Below are 20004 nucleotides of genomic sequence, written 5' to 3' on the forward strand. Positions count from 1 at the left end.
ATGAAAGAATCAACAATCGAAAACTTTCTCGCTTTCGAGCGGGAGCACAAATGCAATGACATAAAGGTGGAGGGGATGCCAATCTGGTCCCTCTACCGCTATGAAATACACAACGAAATAAAGAAACAGACAGTAGGACGTACAGCAGAGGGCAGCGAGCCACCTATCAATAAAAAGGATTTATTGACCATGGCGCTAAACGCATTAAAGCCTTTCAATTATAGAAATGTGGACGTCCTTTTTGTGTGCGATGGAAGACGTTCAAAGAACGCTGACACAGGTGTCTATGAGAACATCTACCTGGATGAAATCTCAAAGAAGTTCAACAGCGTGATTTTGGAGCAGCCAGAAAACAGAAAGCACAGCACACCAAACGGAATGGACAATGTCTATTTTACAGACAGGGTGGCCTTCAAAACAAATCTTGCTGTAAAGCTTTCCACAAAGTTTAACACTCCAAAACGCAAGAGATATGAGGCCGGTGTAAGAGCAGCCTTCACAGATATCTTTAAGGCCATCAAAGAGGAATTTGGCCCAGATATCACAGACAAAATGGTGGATGAGATGGTAGACAGAATGTACTACTACGAGATCACCAAAAAGTACTGCGGAAAGATTTTGGACAAGGCTCGGCCAAAGCTTATTGTGGAGCTTTGCTATTACCTTATAAATAATTTTGCAATGAGTGAACTGGGAAAGGAGAGAGGCATCCCTACAGCAGAGTATGCTCACGGTTTTGCATTCCCTACCCACACACCTATGCAGTTTAATCCTGAGGAACGTATTTCCGTATTGCCAGATTATCACCTTACCTACAGCAAGAGCCAGGAGGATGAGGTGCACTTCCCTGACAATGTAAAACTGGTTCCAGTGGGATTCCCATTCTTCGAAAGAGAAAGGGATAGATACAAGGCAAAATATCCAAGAGAAGAAAAGACTATCGTGTTTATCTCTGCCCTTGCAGAAGGCGAGCAGATCAGTAAGATGGCTGCGGAAGTTTCTGAGGCTCTTGGTGATGAATACAGAGTTATCTACAAGCTTCATCCAAAGGAGTTTGGATATTATAAAGAGAGATTCCCTTGGCTGGCAAACAGCAAGGTGGAGGTAATCGACAACTCAGAGAATCACATGTTTAGATACCTGGCTGAAAGCGGCACTATAGTCTGCACCAGAACAGCAGCCCTTCAGGAGGGAATCGGATTTGGATGCAGGGTAATCCTTCTGAACTTTGGAGACACAGCACTAAATCTTAAGACACTTATCGAGAAGGAAAATATCCCTCTTGTAGACACAGCAGAAGAGATTACAGACCTGATAAAAAACAACAAAGCTGCCTTCGTAAATCCAAATGGAATGTACGAACCTAACGCAATAGAGAACCTGACCCGCTTTATTAGTGAAATAATGATGAATTAAACCCATTTTTCTTGATTTGTACGTATTTTTGAGATACACTCAACTTGAGTAGTAAAAATGCGGTGGTCTGCATAAAAATGACCGCTGGGAAAGGGGTATTTATGAAGAAATTTATCACAAAAGCATTAGCTATGGCATTGGCAGTAGTGATTGCTATCACAACATTCTCGACAAGTAGCTTAGCTGCATCTGCTGCTGATACTCATAGAAGAGATCTCACAGCGGAAGAGATTGTTACTATCAAAACAATGTTCAAGGCTGACCAGTACGCAAAGTACTATCCAGATGTTGTAAAGGAGCTTGGAAGTGACGAGCAGGTTTTATTCAACCATTTCATCACATTCGGTATCTGGGAGCAGAGACAGCCTTCAGTAGCATTCAATGTAGATGTATATGCTTCAAGAAATCCAGATCTTCAGTCAGTATATGGCGATGATATTATTGCATATTACATTCACTATGCTACACATCCAGTAGAGAATGGTTGGAGAGCAACTCCAACACCTCACGATGCAATCTGGAACGGATGCACAATTTACAGTGTATACGATTTCGTAAAGGGTCAGACAGGTCCTAAGAAGGGAGCTATTCCTGTTCTTACACCAAACTCTCACCCACGTATCGATCTTGTATAATCAATACAAAAATTAAGGTCGCCCAGGATTTCTGGACGACCTCTTTTTTTATCTCGATTAAAAAATTATCTCTTTAAAACTTTAGAAAAGACTTTATCTTTTACCATATTTACTTCTTCAATTCTCATAAGCATCAGGATAAGTGCATAAATAATAAGTCCAAACAATCCTGAGAATCCAAATATCAAAAGATTAGAACTGAATACATGCTTGATTCCGTAAACTAAAAGTACCAGCACTGCGGCTCCAGGAATCTGCTTGAAAAGTGTAGGTGCAAACTGTCTGATTGAATATGATGGCACATGTTTTTTAAGCATATGTGAGTTAATCAAAAAGTTTACTGTAAGACAAATTGAGCTGGCAATTGAAACACCCATAATACCAATAAATTTTGAAAGGATGATGCTGGCAATAATGTTTGATGCTACGGCGAAGAAGCCTGTAATCATAGGTCCCTTTGTATCCTTGAAGGAATAGAGAACCCTGATAACGATGTCTCTCACACCGGAGCTGGTGAAGCCTATGGCATATCCGATAAGAGCCGCGCTTGTCATAACAAGTGAATTGTGATCAAAGTTACCACGAAGATAAGCAATAGCTACAATCTGGTCTGAGCACATGCAGGTGATGATGGTGATAGGAACCATGATGCAAATCATGATATTTACCGCGGTGCGCATGGTCTTCAAAAGCTGCTCCTGGTTGTTCTCTGCTACATAAGTAGAGAAGTTTACATATAAAATATCTACAACATTATTGATGAGGATATTACAAACGAAATCCTCTAAAACTACTGCATCGGCAAGGGCTGTAACACTTCCTTCCGGAAGGCCTGTGGCGATGGAGTGGTCGACGATTCTGTTGATTTGGCCTACAGAGTTTCCGATGAAAAGTGGAAGGGCTGTAAGGAGAACCATTTTGACCTCAGGCACTTCACTAAGCTTTGTGAAAGTGAATGTAAAATATTTGCGGCCTCTGATAAGAAGCATTGTACCAAAGATGATGTAGCTGATGTACTGAGCCACAACAAGAGATGTAACAGCCAGCACATGATTTAAAAATACACAGCAAAGGATGGTGGTGACACTGCCGATGAAAGACTCTGTACGGCTGACCACGAAATCCTTATTGGAATCCATGATGGTGGTCCACACCAGGGTGACCACTGCAAACAGGAAGAATGGATAGCAGATGTACAGGAAATGCTGCAGCATCAGCGAGTCGTCCGGTGTGTAGGTAGGTGCCAGTAGCTTTGCAATAAAAGGTGTAAACATGTATGTGAACAGCAACACCACAAGGACTACCGGAAGCAGCAGCTCCAGACAGGCGGATATAAGTCGCGAGGCTGCGTCTCTTCCCTTTTGCACCAGGGTGTGGGTGTAGATGCTTACCATTGAAATGGTGATGGCCTTAATGAATGCCGATGAAAGCATACCCACAAAACTAAAGGCAACATTATATATATCTGTGGCTCCGGTGGTGCCGAAATAGTAGGCGACAACCATCTGCTTTACGAAGCCCAGAAGCTTAAAGCACAAGGTAAGAGTGGTAACCACAATGGTGGTGGCCATAATACCTCTGGATTTTTTAGCCATAAATACCTCCAAGGTAGAAATTTGATTATGTAATAATCCAAACTATTATACAACGTCAGACTAGCATAAGCAAAGACAATAGTATAAAATGAAAGAGACTATGGATTAAATTAATGAGGCATAATATGGGAGAATTATTCGAAGAAAAAAAGGGTTTATTACAATTTTTAGCTGTGGTGATTATCGCAGTGTGGTCTGTTGCTACAATACGCTATGGTTTCTATGTGGATGAGAACGGTCTTCTGTCCATCTACAAGGGCATCTATCAGGGGCAGCACATGTTTACAGACAGCTGGGAGGCTCTTCAGACAGGAGGTATTTTAGCTTATCCTCTGCTGGCACTTTATTATCAGGTGCTTCAGCCATTATTTGCAGAGCTGGCTATCAATATCGGTCTGGTATTGTATATGCGATATTGCTATCTGTTCATCAGATTTATCGTAGCCATCTATCTTTTTTGCACACTTAGAAGTGCTGACTTTGAGGGTGGTGCTTTTTCAGCGGCTGCATTCTATTTTATGTTTGTAGTAGACTGGAAGAATTTTTCATATAAGTCATATTGCGATGTAGCAATGGTGCTTATCCTTTGCTTTATCATTCGCTTTTACAATAACAGAAAGCCAGTGTATGCTGTGCTTTCAGCAGTAGCTGTATGCATTTCGGTGCTGGCTTATCCTACCATGATTATCATGGCAGTGTTCCTTGGTGTTTACTGGCTGGTACTTGCCATCCAGGATGAGGCGCCTAGAAGCACAGTGGCTGGATACGTCATCACATGCATTCTGATTGGTGCAGCAGTAGTGATTTACTTGCAGTTCACTACAGGCTGGGGCAATATCATCGCCCAGATTTCAAACCTTGGCGATCAGGATTACGACAATCCCATGTACATCCGTCTTGGATATATGCTTGCTACATACGCAGTATTCGCAGGCATCGCATACTTCCCAATCATCCTTATCAGAATCTGGGATAAGCTTCGCGGGGTAGCAGAGGAGACAGAACGAGTGCTTCTCACTCTCTATTTCTTCCTTTTTATGGGAGGAATTCTTGTGCTTAGAGTGGATGGCATCAGCAATTCACGTTTCATTTACGGATGCCTTATCGTGTTCTTCTGGTTCCCATATTTTATGAGATCAAAGGAAGACAGAACATACACCCGCATCGGTCTTTACAGAAATACCGGTCTGGAACAGAAGAAGATTCTCTGGACAGTATTTATATTCTCGGTGGTGGCTCAGCTCATCTGGTCCATCTCCACAAACCAGGGCATTGCAGTACCTGGAAATATGGCACTATACGTAGTGCTTGCCATGATTCTTCTCTTCTCAAAGGAAGAGGTGGATTACAGAGGTATGGTGGCCCTTCTTATGCTGCTGGCCATGTTCTTTAATGGCATCTGGGTAGCAGACAGCAACGGCGGCTTCACCAGCGTATTTGAGCCTATGTTCTATGTGGAAAGAGGCGAGCTGAAAGGCGTGGCTCTTCCAAAAGACGAGTTCAACACCAACGAAGCTGTGATGAACCTCTTAGAGGAAAATGTCACAGCAGATGACAAGCTTTTAGTAGCTTTCGGCGCAAACTGCGCAGGCTACCTTAACAGCCCAGCTTGGCAGGGTACATACTCAGTGTATGCCCGCACCCAGCTAAACACTAAGATTATGGATTACTATCAGCTTAATCCGGACAACATGGCGGATTACATGCTTTTAGATAAGACACATCCAAAATACGAGATGTTCGTCACAAACGAGACAGGCCAGTACCTGTTAAATCTGTACACAAATGAAATTGCTTCTGAGGGAGATATAGTCCTCCTTGGAAGATAGTTATGGAGCATATGTAATGAAGAAAAAACAGTTAATAGTTATTCCAGCTTATCAGCCTCTCGAGAGCCTTGTGCCTCTCACAGAGGAGATACTTACACTTTTTGAAAACGTGTTGGTAGTAGATGACGGCGGAAAAGAAAAGTACGCACCTATCTTTAACAAGCTTAAGGAGATGGGAGCGATTGTTGTTACACACGCAGTAAATCAGGGAAAGGGAAGAGCCTTAAAATCAGCTATCAATTATGGCCTGATGAATCCTGAGCTTGTAAAGGCAGGTCTCATCACTGTAGATGCAGATGGACAGCACCGTCCAGAGGATATTGTAAAGGTGGCAGACTGCATGGAGCAGCACCCAGATGATGTGGTATTAGGCTGCAGAAAGTTTGATACAGGAAACGTGCCTTGGAGAAGCCGCATGGGAAATGGCATCTCACGTAAGGTATATAAGTGGGCATGTGGTATCAATGTAAGCGATACCCAGACAGGTCTTCGCGGACTTCCATTTAGCTTCCTTGAAATCGCAGCAAAATGCGAAGGTGAAAAATACGAGTACGAGACAAACATGTTCCTTGATATGAAGTCTAACAACGTAGGCTGCCAGGAAGTGACTATCCAGACTGTATACGAGAACAACAACGAGTCTTCACACTTCAATCCAGTAAAAGACTCTATTCGTATATACAGTATTATTATCAAGTATTCATTCTCATCGCTGTTTTCAGCCTTGATTGATTACATAGTATTTATCATTGCTCATTCATGTGGCGCCAAGATTATGGTGGCTACATACATCGCCAGAGCATGCTCATGCCTTGTAAACTTCTCTCTCAATAAGAAGATGGTATTCCAGGGTGAGGGTAACACAGCGGTCCAGCTGGCTAAGTATCTGGTGCTGGTAGTTATCTCAGGAACTATTTCCGGATGGGCTGTTACAAATCTCTCAGCACTGCTTCCTATGGTTGCACCAGTAATCATCAAGGTACCAGTGGAGGTTATTCTTTACCTCTTCAACTACACAGTGCAGAGAACTATTATCTTTAAATCTAAGGAGCAGTAAACGTGTTATCTGTTGTATTGTTTATAGCTGTAATTTGTAGCTTTAGCTTCTTTGCAGCCATTAAACTTAATAGAACCTTTGAGGAGACTTTGCCCCTTTCAGCCATGGGAATCATTCTGATTCTTTTTATGACAGGGCTTATAAATATCCTTGGTATAGGCTGGATTCTGGTCTGCCTTGCAGCATTAGGTCTCTATGGATACACAGTTTTTTGGCTATATAAAAATAAGAGTGAGACCAACATTCAAGAAGCGACATTTAATTTCCTCACTCCAGGTTTTATCGTATTTACGATACTAGCAATCATGATATCTTATTACAATCAGGATAGATTAGCTGTACATATAGACGAGTTTTCCCACTGGCTTGATACAGTGGTAATCATGACAAGAATAGATGGATTTGGCACCACAGCAGGTTCTGGCGCCATCTTCCCATCATATCCACCAGCCATGTCCCTTTTCCAGTATCTTATGGAAAAGATAAACATGGCCATCACCGGAGATTTCTCCGAGTGGAAGGTGTACTTCGCTTATCAGCTTTTGGCTGTTATCGTGATGCTTCCATTCCTTAAGCTTAAGGGAAGAAGCCTGGTACAAAAGATAGTCACCATCATTAGCTGGCCAGTATGTCTGTTTTTACCATTGCACTTTTTCAAGGATGTTTATTCATCCCTTTATATAGATCCATTCCTTGGAGTACTGGGAGGATGCGGTTTTGCAGCCATCTCCATCACAAAGAAAAAGGACTGGGTATATGAGGCGTACATCACTCTGCTTGCAGCAGTGCTTGTGCTTTCGAAGGACGTAGGTATTTACCTTGCCATGTTTATGGGACTTTTCTATGCCATCGATTACTTCTCTAGAGAAGGCTTTGGAAAGAAAAAGGCAGGCCTTGCACTTCTTCCTATAGCATCCATGATTGCAGCAAAGATGCTTTGGAAGCTTGAGCTTAGTGTTAGTCAGACTACACAAAAGTTTAGTCAGCCGTTTGATATCAGCGGCACCATCGCCACTATAAAAGGAAATGGAACAGAGTTTGCCACAGCTGTTTACGACAGCTTCAGAGCTGCTCTTACCTATAGATATGTTTACTATGAGCGTATGGGATTTAATTATTCCACCATCATGTTCCTTTTGGTGGTCGCATTTATCTGCCTCCATGTGAGCCTCTATCACAGAAAGCAGCTCACTAAGGTTTCGGCAGTGACAGGCGCAGCGGTTCCAGGAGTAGCCATTGTATTTTACATTCTTTCGATGTTTCCTCTTTACATCTCGCGATTTGCAGAGGACGAGGCATTGAATCTGGCATCCTTCGACAGATACTGCGGCATCATGTTCCTTACAGGAATCCTTTTGATGTTCTGGCTTTTGAGGGACATGCTTATAGATGCAGATGGAAAGGTGATTCCAGTGGTACTGGCCATTGCTATGGTATGCAGCGTATATCACAGCAAAAAGGATGACGTGCTCTACTACACCAGCAAGTCATCAGTAAACGATTCACTTTCTACAAGACAGAAGGTGAATGTGATAGCAGAAAAGGTAAATGAGTCCTGTGATGAGGATTCAAACGTCCTTGTGATAGTATCTGAGGACGAGGATTTATTCCGCGCTATTCTTTCTACAATAGCAAAGCCTCGCAACTTTGACAGCAGCGAGGGCTACTTCCCAGCTACACCTCCAGGAGACGGTGAAGCGTTAATTAGCTCAAAGGAGTTGATTTCTATTATAGAAGGGGAGTATGATTACGTAGTTATATATTCTGTCACCGACAGTGTCATCGCAAATTATAAAGACATCTTTGTAAGCGAGACACAGATTATCGAGGGCGGAGTTTACGAAATGGATAAAGAAGCTGGAAAATTAGTACTTATTCAATAGAAAGGATCAATTATGAAAACAACAATTTTCATGCCTATAAAGCTCAATAACGAGCGCACACCTGGAAAGAACTTAAAGAAATTTGATGATGGCACAGCCCTTCTCCAGGTACCTCTTATGACAGCTCTTGAAGCAAAAAAGGATGGCGATGTAGACAGAATCGTGGTATTCTGTAGCAATCCTGACATTCAGGAGTACCTTCCAGAGGGAGTAGAATTCGTACAGAGACCTGAGAGACTTGACACTCAGGCTATCCGCTGCGGAGATATCATCGAGGCATTCTTAGAGCAGGAGGAGTCGGATCTTTACGTTATGTATCATGCCACATCTCCTTTCATCACAAAGAAGACCCTTACAGACTGTATCAATGCAGTAAAGAGCGGAAAGTACGATTCAGCATTTGCAGCAAAGAAGCTTCAGAACTTTATGTGGTTCGATGGAAAGCCTCTGAACTTTGCACTTGACTGTGCACCACGTACACAGGATATGAAGCCATATTATTGCGAGCTTTCATCTCCATACGTATTCACAAGAGAGGTGTTCGAAAAGTATCACGGACGTACAGGCGAGAATCCATTTATCTGTGAGTGTTCCGAGATAGAGGCTATCGATATCGATTACCCAGAGGATTTTGAGCTGGCAAACGCAGTATACATGTCACTTATTAAGAAATAACGAGGATTTATATGGGATCAGTCAGATTACTGGATTGCACTCTGAGAGACGGTGGTCATATCAATCAGGGCGCTTTTGGTAAAAACGTAATAAAGGCCACAATCGAAAATCTGGTTAAGGCCAAAATAGATATAATAGAAGCAGGATTCTTATGGGATTCTGAGACAGGCGACGATGTGGCGCGCTACCACACCATCAGCGAGCTTAAAAAGTATCTTCCAAAGGATATGGGCTCATCAAAGATTTCTCTGATGGCTGACAATGTGGATTTGTCACATTTGGAGCCAAATGATGGCACAGTAGAATTTATCCGCCTTTCATTTAGAAAGACAGAGTTCGACTGGGCTGAGAAGCAGCTGGCTATTTTAAAGGAAAAGGATTACAAGGTATACATCAACCCAATCCACGGCAGCTCATTTACAGATCAGGAATATTTAGAGATTATCGACAGGGTCAACAGAATGGAACCTTATGGATTTTCCATCGTTGATACTTTCGGCGCCATGCGCCAGTCAGATTTAGGAAGAATCTACTACCTGATTGAGCACAACTTAGATAAAAACATTGTACTGGGAGTTCATCTTCACGAGAATTTAGGTCTTGCATATTCTCTTGCACAGTACATTTTAAATATCGTCTCTCCAGTGAGAGACGTGACAATCGACGGTTCACTTTTCGGTATGGGAAAGGTTCCTGGAAACCTTTGCATCGAGCAGTTCATGGATTACATGAACCACGAGTACGATACATCCTATGCCATCGAGCCAGTTTACGATGCTATCGACGAATTTATCATGCCTATATATGAGAAGACAAAGTGGGGATATTCCATCCCTTACGCTCTTTCTGCCCAGTGCAGTGTGCACCGTACTTACGCAGAATACCTTACAGATAAGGAACGTCTTCGAACAAAGGATATCAGCCGTCTCTTAAAGGAAATCGAGCCTGAGAAATCAGAGATTTTCGACGAGGCTTATATCGAGGGAATCTACCAGAAATACATGGATTCCAATTTCGATGACGAGACAGATCTGAAGGCTGTTGTGGCTGAGATTAACAAGTTTGATAAGATTGTAGTAATTGCTCCAGGTAGCAGCCTGAAGACTCTTACACTTAGCGATGAGCTGAAGAAGGACGCATGTCTCATCTCCGTAAACTTCATGTATGACGGAGCAGATATGAACTATCACTTCTTCTCAAATGCAAAGCGCTATCACTATGACGCAGATGTAGATATGTCCAAGATGATTATCACATCAAACCTTATGGAGGATGTGGAGAATCCAGGATATGTGGTATCAAGAAATGAGCTTGTTTACCATGATGATATCTTCTGCGATGATTCCACACTGATGCTTTTAAATCTCCTTAGACTTTGCGAGAACAAGAAGATTTACATCGCAGGTTTTGATGGCTTCAAGAGAAACGAGGACAATTTCTACGAGACAAGTCTTGAGAGAAAGGTTCGCCCTGATGACTATGATCAGGAGCTTAGAACTGAGATTATAAAGAACAGCTACTCTAAGCTTAATGTGGAGTTCCTTACTCCATCCGTATATGCGAAGTCATTTAAGAGGAAATAATAATGAGCAAGATTAGATTGATTATTATTGACGTGGACGGAACACTTACTGATGCGGGCATCTACTATGATGAGAATGGCAATGAGCTGAAGAAATTTTGCACCAAGGATGCAGCAGGTATTTTTGTGGCAAAGAAGCTCGGTGTAAAGACTATGATTCTCACAGGCAGAGAATGCGCTGCCACCACCCGCAGAATGACAGAGTTAAAGGTGGATTACCTGTTCCAGAACGTTAAGGATAAAGCCAGCTATCTGAAGGAGTTTTTAGCAGATAATGGCATCTCAAAGGAGGAGGTAATGTACATCGGCGACGATTTAAATGACCTTCCACCTATGGCATTGGCTGGATACATCGGCTGCCCAGCAGACAGCTGTATCGAGATAAAAGAAAGAGCTAATTACGTCAGCACAGTAGCTGGCGGACACGGCGCTGTCAGAGATGTGCTGGAACACTATTTCCGAGAGACAGGTGAGTGGGAAGCAGCCACAAAAGAGGTTTATGGAATAGGAGTTTAGCTTTTAAATAGAGAGGAAAGATTATGATTAGTGCAGAAGAAAAAGCAAAATTCATAGAGACTCTTGACGGAACATCCTATGTAGGTGAGCCAAGAGATAACACCTTCATGTTTATCAAAAAGCAGGTAGAACACCTTGGAGCTTTTCTTGAGGGACATAAGGATTGTCTTGTTTTTGCAGAAGATAACATAACTTTTTCAGATGAGATTTTAGCAAACAACCATGTGGTATTCTGCGAATATCCACAGTATGAATACGCGCTGTTCGCCATGGATTACAGAGATGTGCGCATGCCTCTTCCAGAGTTTTTCGAGGAGGAAGGATATTACATCACATCTGATTCTTCAGTGGGCGAGAATTGCACCATCTATCCAGGATGCTTCATTGGACCAAATGTACACATTGGTGACAATGCACTTATTCTTCCTGGTGCAAAGATTAAGCACGCTACTATTGGCGATAACTTTATCTGCAACGAGAACGTAGTAGTAGGATGTAATTCATTTACAAAGGCAAAGGATGATAAGGGAGATTTGATTTCTATGCCATCCCTTGGAAGAGTTGTCATAGGAAACAATGTAGAGCTGGGTGCCTGCGATGTTATTGAGCTTGCCACATGTGGCGAGACAGTCATCGGAGACAATGTAAAGCTTGATAACCTTGTAAGTATCGGACACGAGTCCGTTCTTCATAAAAATGTATGTATGGCTGCCCAGGCCACACTTGCTGGTTTCGTAGATGTAGGCGAGAACACATTCATCGGTGTAGGCGCCAACGTAAAGAACCGTATCAACATCGGAAAGAACGTAACAGTAGGTATGGGCTCAGTAGTAGGCCGTGCAGTAAAAGATGGGGAGACAGTTTTCGGAAATCTCGCGAAGCCTATCCCAATCCTTAAAAAGACTTTTCAAAAATAGGTAACATTATGAAAAATATTTTAGAATGGCTAGAAAATAGCACAGCAAAATATCCAAACAAAACAGTATACTCAAACCTTGAGTACAGTCTCACATTTGATGAGGTGTCATGCCTCGCTAAGTCCGTAGGCTCTGCCATCATAAACTTAGACCTCCCAGAGGGCCCAGTGGCCGTTGTCATGGGTAAGGAGCCAAAGATGATAGCCAGCTACCTTGGTGTAGCATACTCAGGAAGAATCTACGCCCCAATCGACGTTACTCTTCCTATCAAGAGACTGAATTCAATCTTTGATAACCTGGAGCCTGCAGCAGTAGTTACAAGCGAGGCTTTAAAGGAAAAGGTACAGGGTATCTTAGAGCAGGTGGGCAAGTCTGAGGTAAAGGTACTTACAGTGGAGGAGCTGGAAAAGACTCCTGCAGATCAGGCTAAGCTTGATGCAGTAAGAGAAAACATGACAGAGCTTGATCCTCTTTACATTATCTACACATCAGGTTCCAGCGGAGTTCCAAAGGGCGTTATCGCCAGCCACAGAAATGTAATCTGCTACATCAGAGCATATGTAAAGGTAATGGGAATCACTGATGAGGATATACTTGGAAATCAGTCACCACTGGATTACATTGCAGCTATCAGAGATATTTATATTCCATTATATACAGGTGCATCTTCATTCCTTACACCAAAGGAATTCTTCATGCAGCCTAACAAGCTTTTTGATGCTTTGAATAATGCAGGAGTAACATCTATCGGATGGACATCATCTTCTATGACATTGCTTGATACACTTCATGCATTTAAGAACGACACACTTAAGACTGTAAATAAGGTGTGCTTCTCAGGCTCAGTTATGACAAAGCCAGTACTTGAATACTGGACAACAAACCTACCAAATGCAAAGTTTGTAAACCAGTACGGTCCTACAGAGGCAACAGCATCATGTACATATTATGTGGTGGACGAGCACACAATGGAATACGACAGTGTGCCAATCGGAAAAGCATACGACGATTACAAAATCATCCTTATCGACGAGGATGGAAAGGTACCAGAAGAGGGAGAGCTTGGAGAAATCTGTGTTACAGGTCCTACACTTGCCCTTGGCTACTACAAGAATCTAGAGAGAACCAATCAGGACTTCATCCAGAATCCTGTAAACAACAGATACAGAGAGCTAATCTACAAGACAGGTGATGTAGGACGTATTCTTCCTGATGGAAATATCGAGTTCCACGGCCGTAAGGATCGCCAGATAAAGCACATGGGACACAGAGTAGAGCTTGATGAAATCGAGGCAGCAGCAGCTACTATAGCAGGCGTTGGAGAGAACGCTGTTATTTATGATGACAAAAACGAGGTTCTTGTGCTATATTATGTAGGCGAGGCAACTATTAAGGAGCTTTCTGCAGGTCTTCGCGGAATCATACCAGGTTTCATGGTACCACGTAAGATGATTAATCTAGAGAGCATGCCTAAGCTGCCAAACAGCAAAATAGATTTAAAGGAACTTGAAAGGATGTATAGTAATGAAGGATAAAGTTCTTGCAATTTTAGAGGGCGTTAGACCAGATATTGATTACGCCACAGAGGATAATTTAGTAGACGGCGGTGTTTTAGAGTCATTCGACATCGTTGCTATCATTTCACAGTTTGAGTCAGAGTTTGATATTGAGGTAGAGCCACAGTATCTTACAGCAGCACATTTTAATTCATTAGATGCTATGGTTTCATTAGTGGAGACATTACAGAAATAATGATTAATACACCAGCATATATTTTTAACATCGATATATTGCAGCAGAGAGTGGACAGAATAAAGTCCCTCATCCCAGATATAGAGTTAACCTATTCAATAAAGGCTAACCCTTTTTTGGTGCCTTATATTATTCACATGGTTCGCCATTTGGAGGTTTGTTCTCCTGGCGAGCTTTCTATCTGTAAGGCAGCTTCTGTTCCACCTGAAAAGATTATTTATTCAGGTCTTTTAAAGGAAGAATGGGATATCACAGAGGCAGTGGAGTACGGAGTGGATATTATCACAGCTGAGAGCCCTCGCCAGCTTCGCCTTATTGAAAAGGTGTGCGCTGAAAGAGACTGTCATGCAAAAGTGCTTCTTCGTCTCACCAGTGGCAATCAGTTTGGAATGGATCAGGACACAGTGGTAGGTCTTCTTAAGACACTTTCAGATTACCCACATGTGGATTTTTCCGGTATTCACTATTTCTCTGGCACACAGAAGACTCGTGCTGCCAAGTTCGAAGCAGATAAGGCTAATGTACATGGCCTATTAGATGCAGCTAAGGAGATAGGTGTAGCTATTGATTTCTTAGAGTTTGGTCCTGGAGCAGGAGTGGAGTATTTCGATGGTCCTTCTGACGATAAGGATTTTGAGAACTTCGCAGTAGCTATGGATGCCATCGCAGATTTCAAATCTACAGTGAAGCTTGGTATCGAGATGGGACGTTTTATCGCCGGCACATGCGGCCGCTTTGAGACTACTGTTAAGGAGATTAAGCCTTCAAAGGGCGTTAATTACGTTATTATAGATGGTGGTATTCATCATCTTAATTATTTCGGACAGATTCAGGGTATGAAGATTCCTGAGATAGCTGTCAGCAATACAAGAGCAGCAAAGGATAAATACTGTATCGTAGGTAGCCTTTGCACTACAGCAGATGTTCTTGTGCGCGAGGTGGAGATGTCTTCTTTGGAAGAGGGAGATGTTCTTACCTTTAATAGATGTGGAGCTTATTCTATTACAGAGGCACCTAATCTTTTCCTTTCACGTCGTATGCCAGCAGTGTACGCTGAGAGCAAGGATATGGGGCTCAAACTTTTAAGAGAAGGAATGGAGTCATATCGATTTAATAATGAATACTAAATTTAAGGACTTCTTAAAAAAGGATTACGTAAAATCCGGAATAATTTGTTTTACAATAGCTTTTCTCTCTTTCATCTACTTCGTAGTGAAGGGAGAGGGCTTTTTTGTGTTAACAAATGATTTTAACGACCAGCAGATACCTTTCACTATCGGTTTGCACAATGCACTTTTGGATAGTGGCATCACAGGTTTCAGCTGGGATATCGATCTTGGAACATCCACAATGGATGGCTTTAGCTTTTATGAGCTGGGCAGTCCATTTTTCTGGATTAGCATGCTGTTTCCAGCAAATGCTTTCCCTTATATAGTGGCATGGCTTTTCATGCTTAAGTTTTCTTTTGCAGGCGTCTTCTCATGCCTGTATCTGAGACGATTTGTAAATGACAGCAAATGGGCAGTGATGGGCTCAGTGCTTTATGCATTCTCAGGCTATTCACTTGTGAATCTGCTGTTCTATCATTTCCATGATGCTATCTGTTTCTTCCCACTTTTACTTATCGGGTTGGAGAGATACAAGGAAAAGAAGGATTATAAATTCTTCATATTTACGATATTTTTAAATTGCTTTATCAACTATTTCTTCTTTGTAGGAGAGGTGGTTTTCCTAGTGATATATTATCTTTGTCGCTTTGTCAGCAAGGATATCAAGACCATGGTCTTGGATGCAGTGAAGTGTGTAGTCTGCGGAATACTGGGTGTGGGAATGGCTGCCTTTGTGTTCATTCCAAACATCATCTTTATTTCAGGTAACCCACGTACAGGTGAGTTCTCAGGAATTATCAGCATGCTTACTACAGATGTGCAAAACTACCTGTACATCCTAAAGGCACTTCTGATTCCAGGAGAGACACTTACAGAGATAAGTGCTGTGAAATCACAGAGCTTCGCCAGCCATGGCTTTTATCTTCCTATGGTGGGCCTGGGATTAGTGCTTGCCTACATCATTAGCAGAAAGAAGGATTGGCTTTCAAAGATCCTTATCTACTGTCTGGTGGCCAGCTTTATTCCACTACTCAGTGATTTGTTCTACATGTACAGTGCAGCTCAGATGCGCTGGTGGTACATGCTTACACTGATGGCTGCTCTTGCTACAGTAAAAATGTTTGAGGAGCCAGATGTGAAGGCTATAGGAGCAGGCTCGGTAATATACCTGGCGCTTATTGTGGTGCTGGCTGTGGCAGCAAACCATTTGGATATGATTTACAATCCAAAGAGATTTTATATCCTGGTGGCTGTGGCTATTTTTGGCGCAGTGCTCACATATTTGTATGCAGCACTTTTAAAGGATGGATACAGAGTGGTATTTACATCTCTCATCGTGTTCTCAGTGGTGCTTATGACAGCCACTATTCATATCTATCGCACATGCGCATGGATGGATTATAAGGATTATAAGATGCGCTTTGAGGCGGCTGTGCAGACAGAGCTTCCTAGCAGTCAGTACAGATTAAATGACACCATGAATCTTACAAGCATGGTGGCTCATGTGGCAGGCTTTTCAAATCAGTCTTCCACAGATACAAACAGCATCCGCGATTTCGAGGATCTGTTTGATTACTATGCTCAGGTAACAGCTATTCCAAAGAACGACATTCCAGGGCTGGCAGAGCTTTTGGCAGGAAAGTATTTCTATGCTTTCGATCCGAGTGTAGGAGTGCTTATAAAGGAGCTTCCTACCAGCTATAAGACCATGTACCTTATGGAAAGAGGTGCATGTCCTATCGGCTTTGCAGCAGATTCATATATCACAGAGGATGAGCTTAGAAAGCTGGATGTGACACAGAGAGCTATAGCACTTCTTGATAGTGTGGTAGTGGATAAGGCTGGTACTACAGATGAGCTTTACACTCAGGTGACATCAGACCTTCCAGAGAAAAAGGCAGAGGACATCGATTTCGAGACCAGTGTATCTGACTATGTGGTGGAGCACACCTACGGCTCAGTATTAGGATTTGAAAAAGACGGCCATGGCATGAAATGTGTCACAGCCTACGATAAGGATACATACGTATATTTCAGCGTTCCATACGACACAGGCTGGACTGCCACAGTGGACGGAGAGAAGACTGATATCATAGTGTCTGGTGGCATGATGCTCATCAAAGTACCAGCAGGAAACCACAATGTAGAATTCAGCTATATCACCCCAGGATTAAAGCTTGGAACCCTAGTGTCTGTGCTGTGCTGGATGCTATTCCTTGTTTTTACATTTGCTCTAAGAAATGATAAAATTTATACTTAATAGAAGTGGATGAGGTGTCAAATGTTAATCCCAGATTTATTTGATATGACACAGGAAGAAAACATCTTCTGTGCAAAAAGAATATTGGTTGATTCTATATACAAACAGGCAAATCTTGAAGGTATAGGTGTTACATTTGCAGAGACACAGGATATCTTAAATGATGTGAATGTGGAATCTGTAAAACCTAAGGATGTAAGTAAGGTGTGCTGTCTTAGAGATGGTTGGCATTATCTATTGGATAATCTTAATAAAGATTTGAATCTTATATTTTTGGAAGATATCCACAACCTAATAGCCAGATTTGATGTAGACTACAGATATCTTGGAAAGATTAGAGAAGATGAAGTGATGATTTCTGGTACAAGTTGGAGACCAGAGATTCCTTCAAATGAAGATATTGATAAGCTTTGTGAAATGCTCAAGGTAGATACTTCAAAAAACATTACAGATCAAGCAATTAACATTGGTCTATATATAATGCGAATGCAACCATTTAAGGATGGTAATAAGCGGGTTGGTAGCTATGCTATGAACAAGATTCTTATCGAACATGGCAAAGGTATTTTTAATGTCCCTGTAGAGCTTGATGGTAAATTCAAGCAGAAGCTTGTGGAATACTATGAATCAGATGATAATTCTGATTTAAAGATGTTTGTAGCTGAGCATTGCCTAGATGGAATACATAGAATTAAAGAATAGCCTATGAAAAGGAAGCCTCTCCTACGGAGAGCCTTTGATTACAAATGACATCAAAAATTGTTTCAAACAATAAACTGATTTGTTACTCAAATAAATATTTTATATTCAGTAAAGGCCCTAAGTTGATTATATCTACTGACTTAAACTGTAAAGAATATAAAATAGCTTATATTCCAGTAGGTTCATTAAAGCAAAAATTGGGCTCAATAAGACTGTTTGCCCGAGCTCTTCGCCTGGAACCCCGCTGCGGCATCTTCGTAGATGACACCACAGCACTAATCACCTACCATGGTGCTATATACAGAGTGGACTGCACAAATGGCCAGATAGAATTGGAGCATAGCTTCAGGGCTGAAATGAACAACCCACTCAGCCTTGTGAAAATACAAGGTATCAGCGGATTTGAAGATGGTATTTATTACGGCGAGTACTTTTTGAATCATGAAGGTACAGCTGTAAATATTTATAAAAGGGATAATAATGCTTCTTGGAATGTAGTCTATACATTTTCGGCAGGCAGCATATACCATATTCATGGATTAGTCCCATGTAAAGAAAAAGACTGTGTCTATATCCTAACTGGCGATAAAGACGCGGAATCAGGCATATATGAGGCCAGAAATGGCTTTCAGGATGTGAAGGTAATAGTAAGTGGTAAGCAGGCTTATAGAGCTTGTATAGCCCTTCCTACAGAAGGAGGCATGCTATATACCACAGACACGCCACTTGAAAGCAACTATCTGTATTACCTAGACTTTGAGTCTAAAGAAATTCAGACTATAGCAGAAATATCAGGACCATCCATTTATGGAAAGGTTATATCGGATAGCGAGATGGTATTTTCCACATCAGTGGAACCTGATAGTAAGCTCCCTAGATGGAGATATGAGTTTACACATAAGCCAGGACCTGGAATAAAGGATAGAAAATCCAGAGTATATTATGTGAAGAATGAAGATGGCAAATTCACTTGTGAAGAAATATTTGCAGCCACAAAAGATATTCTTCCTATGGGTGTGGGACAGTTTGGAACCATTATGTTCCCAGCAGGTGAAGGAGACCTTTACATCACAGGTCAGGCACTACGTAAATACGATAACAAGACACTTCTGATAAAGAAGGAGAATAAATAAATGAAACTTTCGCTTTTAGAGCGTTATGGATTTATTGAGGTTGGAGCAAGAGTATTCCTTGGTAAGTTCCCAGAACTGAAAAAGATGGCTAAGAGAATGAGAGCCAGCAAGGCCCATTCTGGCAGTGACCAGCCAGCCGAAATAGATCCAATTCTGAAGGTACAGTACTTTCAAAAGCTAGATGCCTTTATAAAGCAGGATGACATAGTACTTATCCATTCATCAATGGATGGTCTGAAGACTATAGGCATCACTGCGGAGGAATTTATAGATTTCATGAAGAAACAGGTGGCAGAAAAGGGTGTCACATTTGTGCTCCCATGCTTTCCTACTACAAACCTGACACCACCTACAGAAAAGAGCAGACCATACGATCCAAAGAAGACTATCTGCTGGACAGGAATGCTCCCAAATAAGTTTTTATGTGAGGATGGAGTCATCCGCACCAGATTTCCATATAATTCACTGGCAGCCATGGGGCCAAAGGCTGACGAAATGATGGCTCATGATATGGAGGCTACCTCAGTCTATGATAAGACCAGTGCATGGCGCTACTGCTATGATAACCATGCCAAGCTGCTTTTCGCAGGCGTAAAGGCCAGCAGCAGTAACACAATGGGCTCTCATATGGCTCCAGATTTAATGGGTGATGAATGGCCTGTAAAGGATTGGTACCAGGATGTGACCTATAAGGTTCGTATAGACGGAGAGGTATCAGAAAAGGTAGTAAGAGTCCAGAAGGATATGTGGGCTCAGTATTGTATGGAGGAGCGCACTTCCGGATACCTGAAGGAAGCAGATGTGCTTTCAGAGGAATATATCGGCGACTGCAATCTTGGATTGGTAGAGGATTGCAAGGAGATGATGGATGTCCTTATTAAGCTTTCTAAAAAGGGAAAGCTGGTATATATGATTCCTAGAAGATACAGGAAATAAAGAGAGA

The 20004-nt window shown here is 42.0% G+C and carries 17 protein-coding genes; 16 read left to right on the forward strand and 1 reads right to left on the reverse strand.

Annotated features, from left to right (window positions below; all coding sequences use genetic code 11):
* The first annotated feature begins 75 nt into the window (after nt 1-75).
* Nucleotides 76-1416, forward strand: a complete 1341-nt coding sequence (locus G592_RS0101955; protein ID WP_028246322.1) for a hypothetical protein — start codon at nt 76-78, stop codon at nt 1414-1416.
* Between the two features lie 101 nt (nt 1417-1517).
* A complete protein-coding gene (locus tag G592_RS16850) occupies nt 1518-2051 on the forward strand; it encodes a hypothetical protein (RefSeq protein ID WP_028246323.1) in 534 nt (177 codons plus the stop codon).
* Between the two features lie 65 nt (nt 2052-2116).
* On the opposite strand, the gene murJ is transcribed toward G592_RS16850, so the two are convergent.
* Nucleotides 2117-3646, reverse strand: coding sequence for a murein biosynthesis integral membrane protein MurJ (gene murJ / locus G592_RS0101965; RefSeq protein WP_028246324.1), 1530 nt, complete (start codon nt 3644-3646; stop codon nt 2117-2119).
* 125 nt (nt 3647-3771) lie between these two features.
* On the opposite strand from murJ, the gene G592_RS0101970 reads away from it, so the two are divergent.
* The 14 genes from G592_RS0101970 to G592_RS0102040 are packed head-to-tail and all read left to right on the forward strand — an operon-like array spanning nt 3772 to nt 19997.
* Nucleotides 3772-5475, forward strand: a complete 1704-nt coding sequence (locus G592_RS0101970) for a hypothetical protein (protein WP_028246325.1) — start codon at nt 3772-3774, stop codon at nt 5473-5475.
* 16 nt (nt 5476-5491) lie between these two features.
* Entirely contained in the window at nt 5492-6532 is a 1041-nt protein-coding gene (locus tag G592_RS0101975; RefSeq protein WP_028246326.1) for a bifunctional glycosyltransferase family 2/GtrA family protein, read from the forward strand.
* A 2-nt stretch (nt 6533-6534) separates the two neighbouring features.
* Complete coding sequence (locus tag G592_RS0101985; protein ID WP_036951555.1) at nt 6535-8415, forward strand: hypothetical protein; 1881 nt, start codon at nt 6535-6537, stop codon at nt 8413-8415.
* 12 nt (nt 8416-8427) lie between these two features.
* The gene (locus G592_RS0101990) at nt 8428-9090 is read left to right on the forward strand and encodes a cytidylyltransferase domain-containing protein (protein ID WP_028246328.1); all 663 of its coding nucleotides are present in this window, start codon (nt 8428-8430) and stop codon (nt 9088-9090) included.
* A gap of 11 nt (nt 9091-9101) precedes the next feature.
* Nucleotides 9102-10673, forward strand: coding sequence for an aldolase catalytic domain-containing protein (locus G592_RS0101995; protein WP_028246329.1), 1572 nt, complete (start codon nt 9102-9104; stop codon nt 10671-10673).
* Between the two features lie 2 nt (nt 10674-10675).
* Nucleotides 10676-11188 carry a KdsC family phosphatase gene (locus G592_RS0102000; protein ID WP_036951557.1) on the forward strand — a complete coding sequence of 171 codons (513 nt, stop codon included), beginning with the start codon at nt 10676-10678 and terminating at the stop codon, nt 11186-11188.
* A gap of 23 nt (nt 11189-11211) precedes the next feature.
* Nucleotides 11212-12105, forward strand: coding sequence for a hypothetical protein (locus G592_RS16855; protein WP_051194719.1), 894 nt, complete (start codon nt 11212-11214; stop codon nt 12103-12105).
* A gap of 8 nt (nt 12106-12113) precedes the next feature.
* Nucleotides 12114-13640 carry an AMP-binding protein gene (locus G592_RS0102010; protein ID WP_028246331.1) on the forward strand — a complete coding sequence of 509 codons (1527 nt, stop codon included), beginning with the start codon at nt 12114-12116 and terminating at the stop codon, nt 13638-13640.
* Nucleotides 13630-13857: an acyl carrier protein gene (locus tag G592_RS0102015; RefSeq protein ID WP_028246332.1), complete on the forward strand. Its 228-nt coding sequence runs from the start codon at nt 13630-13632 to the stop codon at nt 13855-13857. Before G592_RS0102010 ends, G592_RS0102015 begins: the two co-directional genes overlap by 11 nt.
* Nucleotides 13857-14984 carry an alanine racemase gene (locus tag G592_RS0102020; RefSeq protein ID WP_028246333.1) on the forward strand — a complete coding sequence of 376 codons (1128 nt, stop codon included), beginning with the start codon at nt 13857-13859 and terminating at the stop codon, nt 14982-14984. Before G592_RS0102015 ends, G592_RS0102020 begins: the two co-directional genes overlap by 1 nt.
* Nucleotides 14974-17226: a YfhO family protein gene (locus G592_RS0102025; protein WP_028246334.1), complete on the forward strand. Its 2253-nt coding sequence runs from the start codon at nt 14974-14976 to the stop codon at nt 17224-17226. Before G592_RS0102020 ends, G592_RS0102025 begins: the two co-directional genes overlap by 11 nt.
* A gap of 21 nt (nt 17227-17247) precedes the next feature.
* The gene (locus tag G592_RS0102030; RefSeq protein ID WP_036951559.1) at nt 17248-17928 is read left to right on the forward strand and encodes a Fic family protein; all 681 of its coding nucleotides are present in this window, start codon (nt 17248-17250) and stop codon (nt 17926-17928) included.
* 44 nt (nt 17929-17972) lie between these two features.
* Nucleotides 17973-19061 (forward strand): hypothetical protein, encoded by a 1089-nt coding sequence (locus tag G592_RS0102035; protein WP_028246336.1) that lies wholly within the window; start codon nt 17973-17975, stop codon nt 19059-19061.
* Nucleotides 19062-19997 carry an AAC(3) family N-acetyltransferase gene (locus tag G592_RS0102040; protein WP_028246337.1) on the forward strand — a complete coding sequence of 312 codons (936 nt, stop codon included), beginning with the start codon at nt 19062-19064 and terminating at the stop codon, nt 19995-19997.
* Nucleotides 19998-20004 lie beyond the last annotated feature (7 nt).

Source organism: Pseudobutyrivibrio ruminis CF1b (assembly GCF_000424005.1).
GTDB classification, from domain to species: domain Bacteria; phylum Bacillota; class Clostridia; order Lachnospirales; family Lachnospiraceae; genus Pseudobutyrivibrio; species Pseudobutyrivibrio ruminis_C.

What these genes read in the sequence shown, in the direction of transcription:
- G592_RS0101955 (WP_028246322.1), top strand. Translation starts at nt 76, where the DNA reads ATGCCAATCTGGTCCCTCTACCGCTATGAAATACACAACGAAATAAAG.
- G592_RS16850 (WP_028246323.1), top strand. Translation starts at nt 1,518, where the DNA reads ATGAAGAAATTTATCACAAAAGCATTAGCTATGGCATTGGCAGTAGTG.
- murJ (WP_028246324.1), bottom strand. Translation starts at nt 3,646, where the DNA reads ATGGCTAAAAAATCCAGAGGTATTATGGCCACCACCATTGTGGTTACC.
- G592_RS0101970 (WP_028246325.1), top strand. Translation starts at nt 3,772, where the DNA reads ATGGGAGAATTATTCGAAGAAAAAAAGGGTTTATTACAATTTTTAGCT.
- G592_RS0101975 (WP_028246326.1), top strand. Translation starts at nt 5,492, where the DNA reads ATGAAGAAAAAACAGTTAATAGTTATTCCAGCTTATCAGCCTCTCGAG.
- G592_RS0101990 (WP_028246328.1), top strand. Translation starts at nt 8,428, where the DNA reads ATGAAAACAACAATTTTCATGCCTATAAAGCTCAATAACGAGCGCACA.
- G592_RS0101995 (WP_028246329.1), top strand. Translation starts at nt 9,102, where the DNA reads ATGGGATCAGTCAGATTACTGGATTGCACTCTGAGAGACGGTGGTCAT.
- G592_RS0102000 (WP_036951557.1), top strand. Translation starts at nt 10,676, where the DNA reads ATGAGCAAGATTAGATTGATTATTATTGACGTGGACGGAACACTTACT.
- G592_RS16855 (WP_051194719.1), top strand. Translation starts at nt 11,212, where the DNA reads ATGATTAGTGCAGAAGAAAAAGCAAAATTCATAGAGACTCTTGACGGA.
- G592_RS0102010 (WP_028246331.1), top strand. Translation starts at nt 12,114, where the DNA reads ATGAAAAATATTTTAGAATGGCTAGAAAATAGCACAGCAAAATATCCA.
- G592_RS0102015 (WP_028246332.1), top strand. Translation starts at nt 13,630, where the DNA reads ATGAAGGATAAAGTTCTTGCAATTTTAGAGGGCGTTAGACCAGATATT.
- G592_RS0102020 (WP_028246333.1), top strand. Translation starts at nt 13,857, where the DNA reads ATGATTAATACACCAGCATATATTTTTAACATCGATATATTGCAGCAG.
- G592_RS0102025 (WP_028246334.1), top strand. Translation starts at nt 14,974, where the DNA reads ATGAATACTAAATTTAAGGACTTCTTAAAAAAGGATTACGTAAAATCC.
- G592_RS0102030 (WP_036951559.1), top strand. Translation starts at nt 17,248, where the DNA reads ATGTTAATCCCAGATTTATTTGATATGACACAGGAAGAAAACATCTTC.
- G592_RS0102035 (WP_028246336.1), top strand. Translation starts at nt 17,973, where the DNA reads ATGACATCAAAAATTGTTTCAAACAATAAACTGATTTGTTACTCAAAT.
- G592_RS0102040 (WP_028246337.1), top strand. Translation starts at nt 19,062, where the DNA reads ATGAAACTTTCGCTTTTAGAGCGTTATGGATTTATTGAGGTTGGAGCA.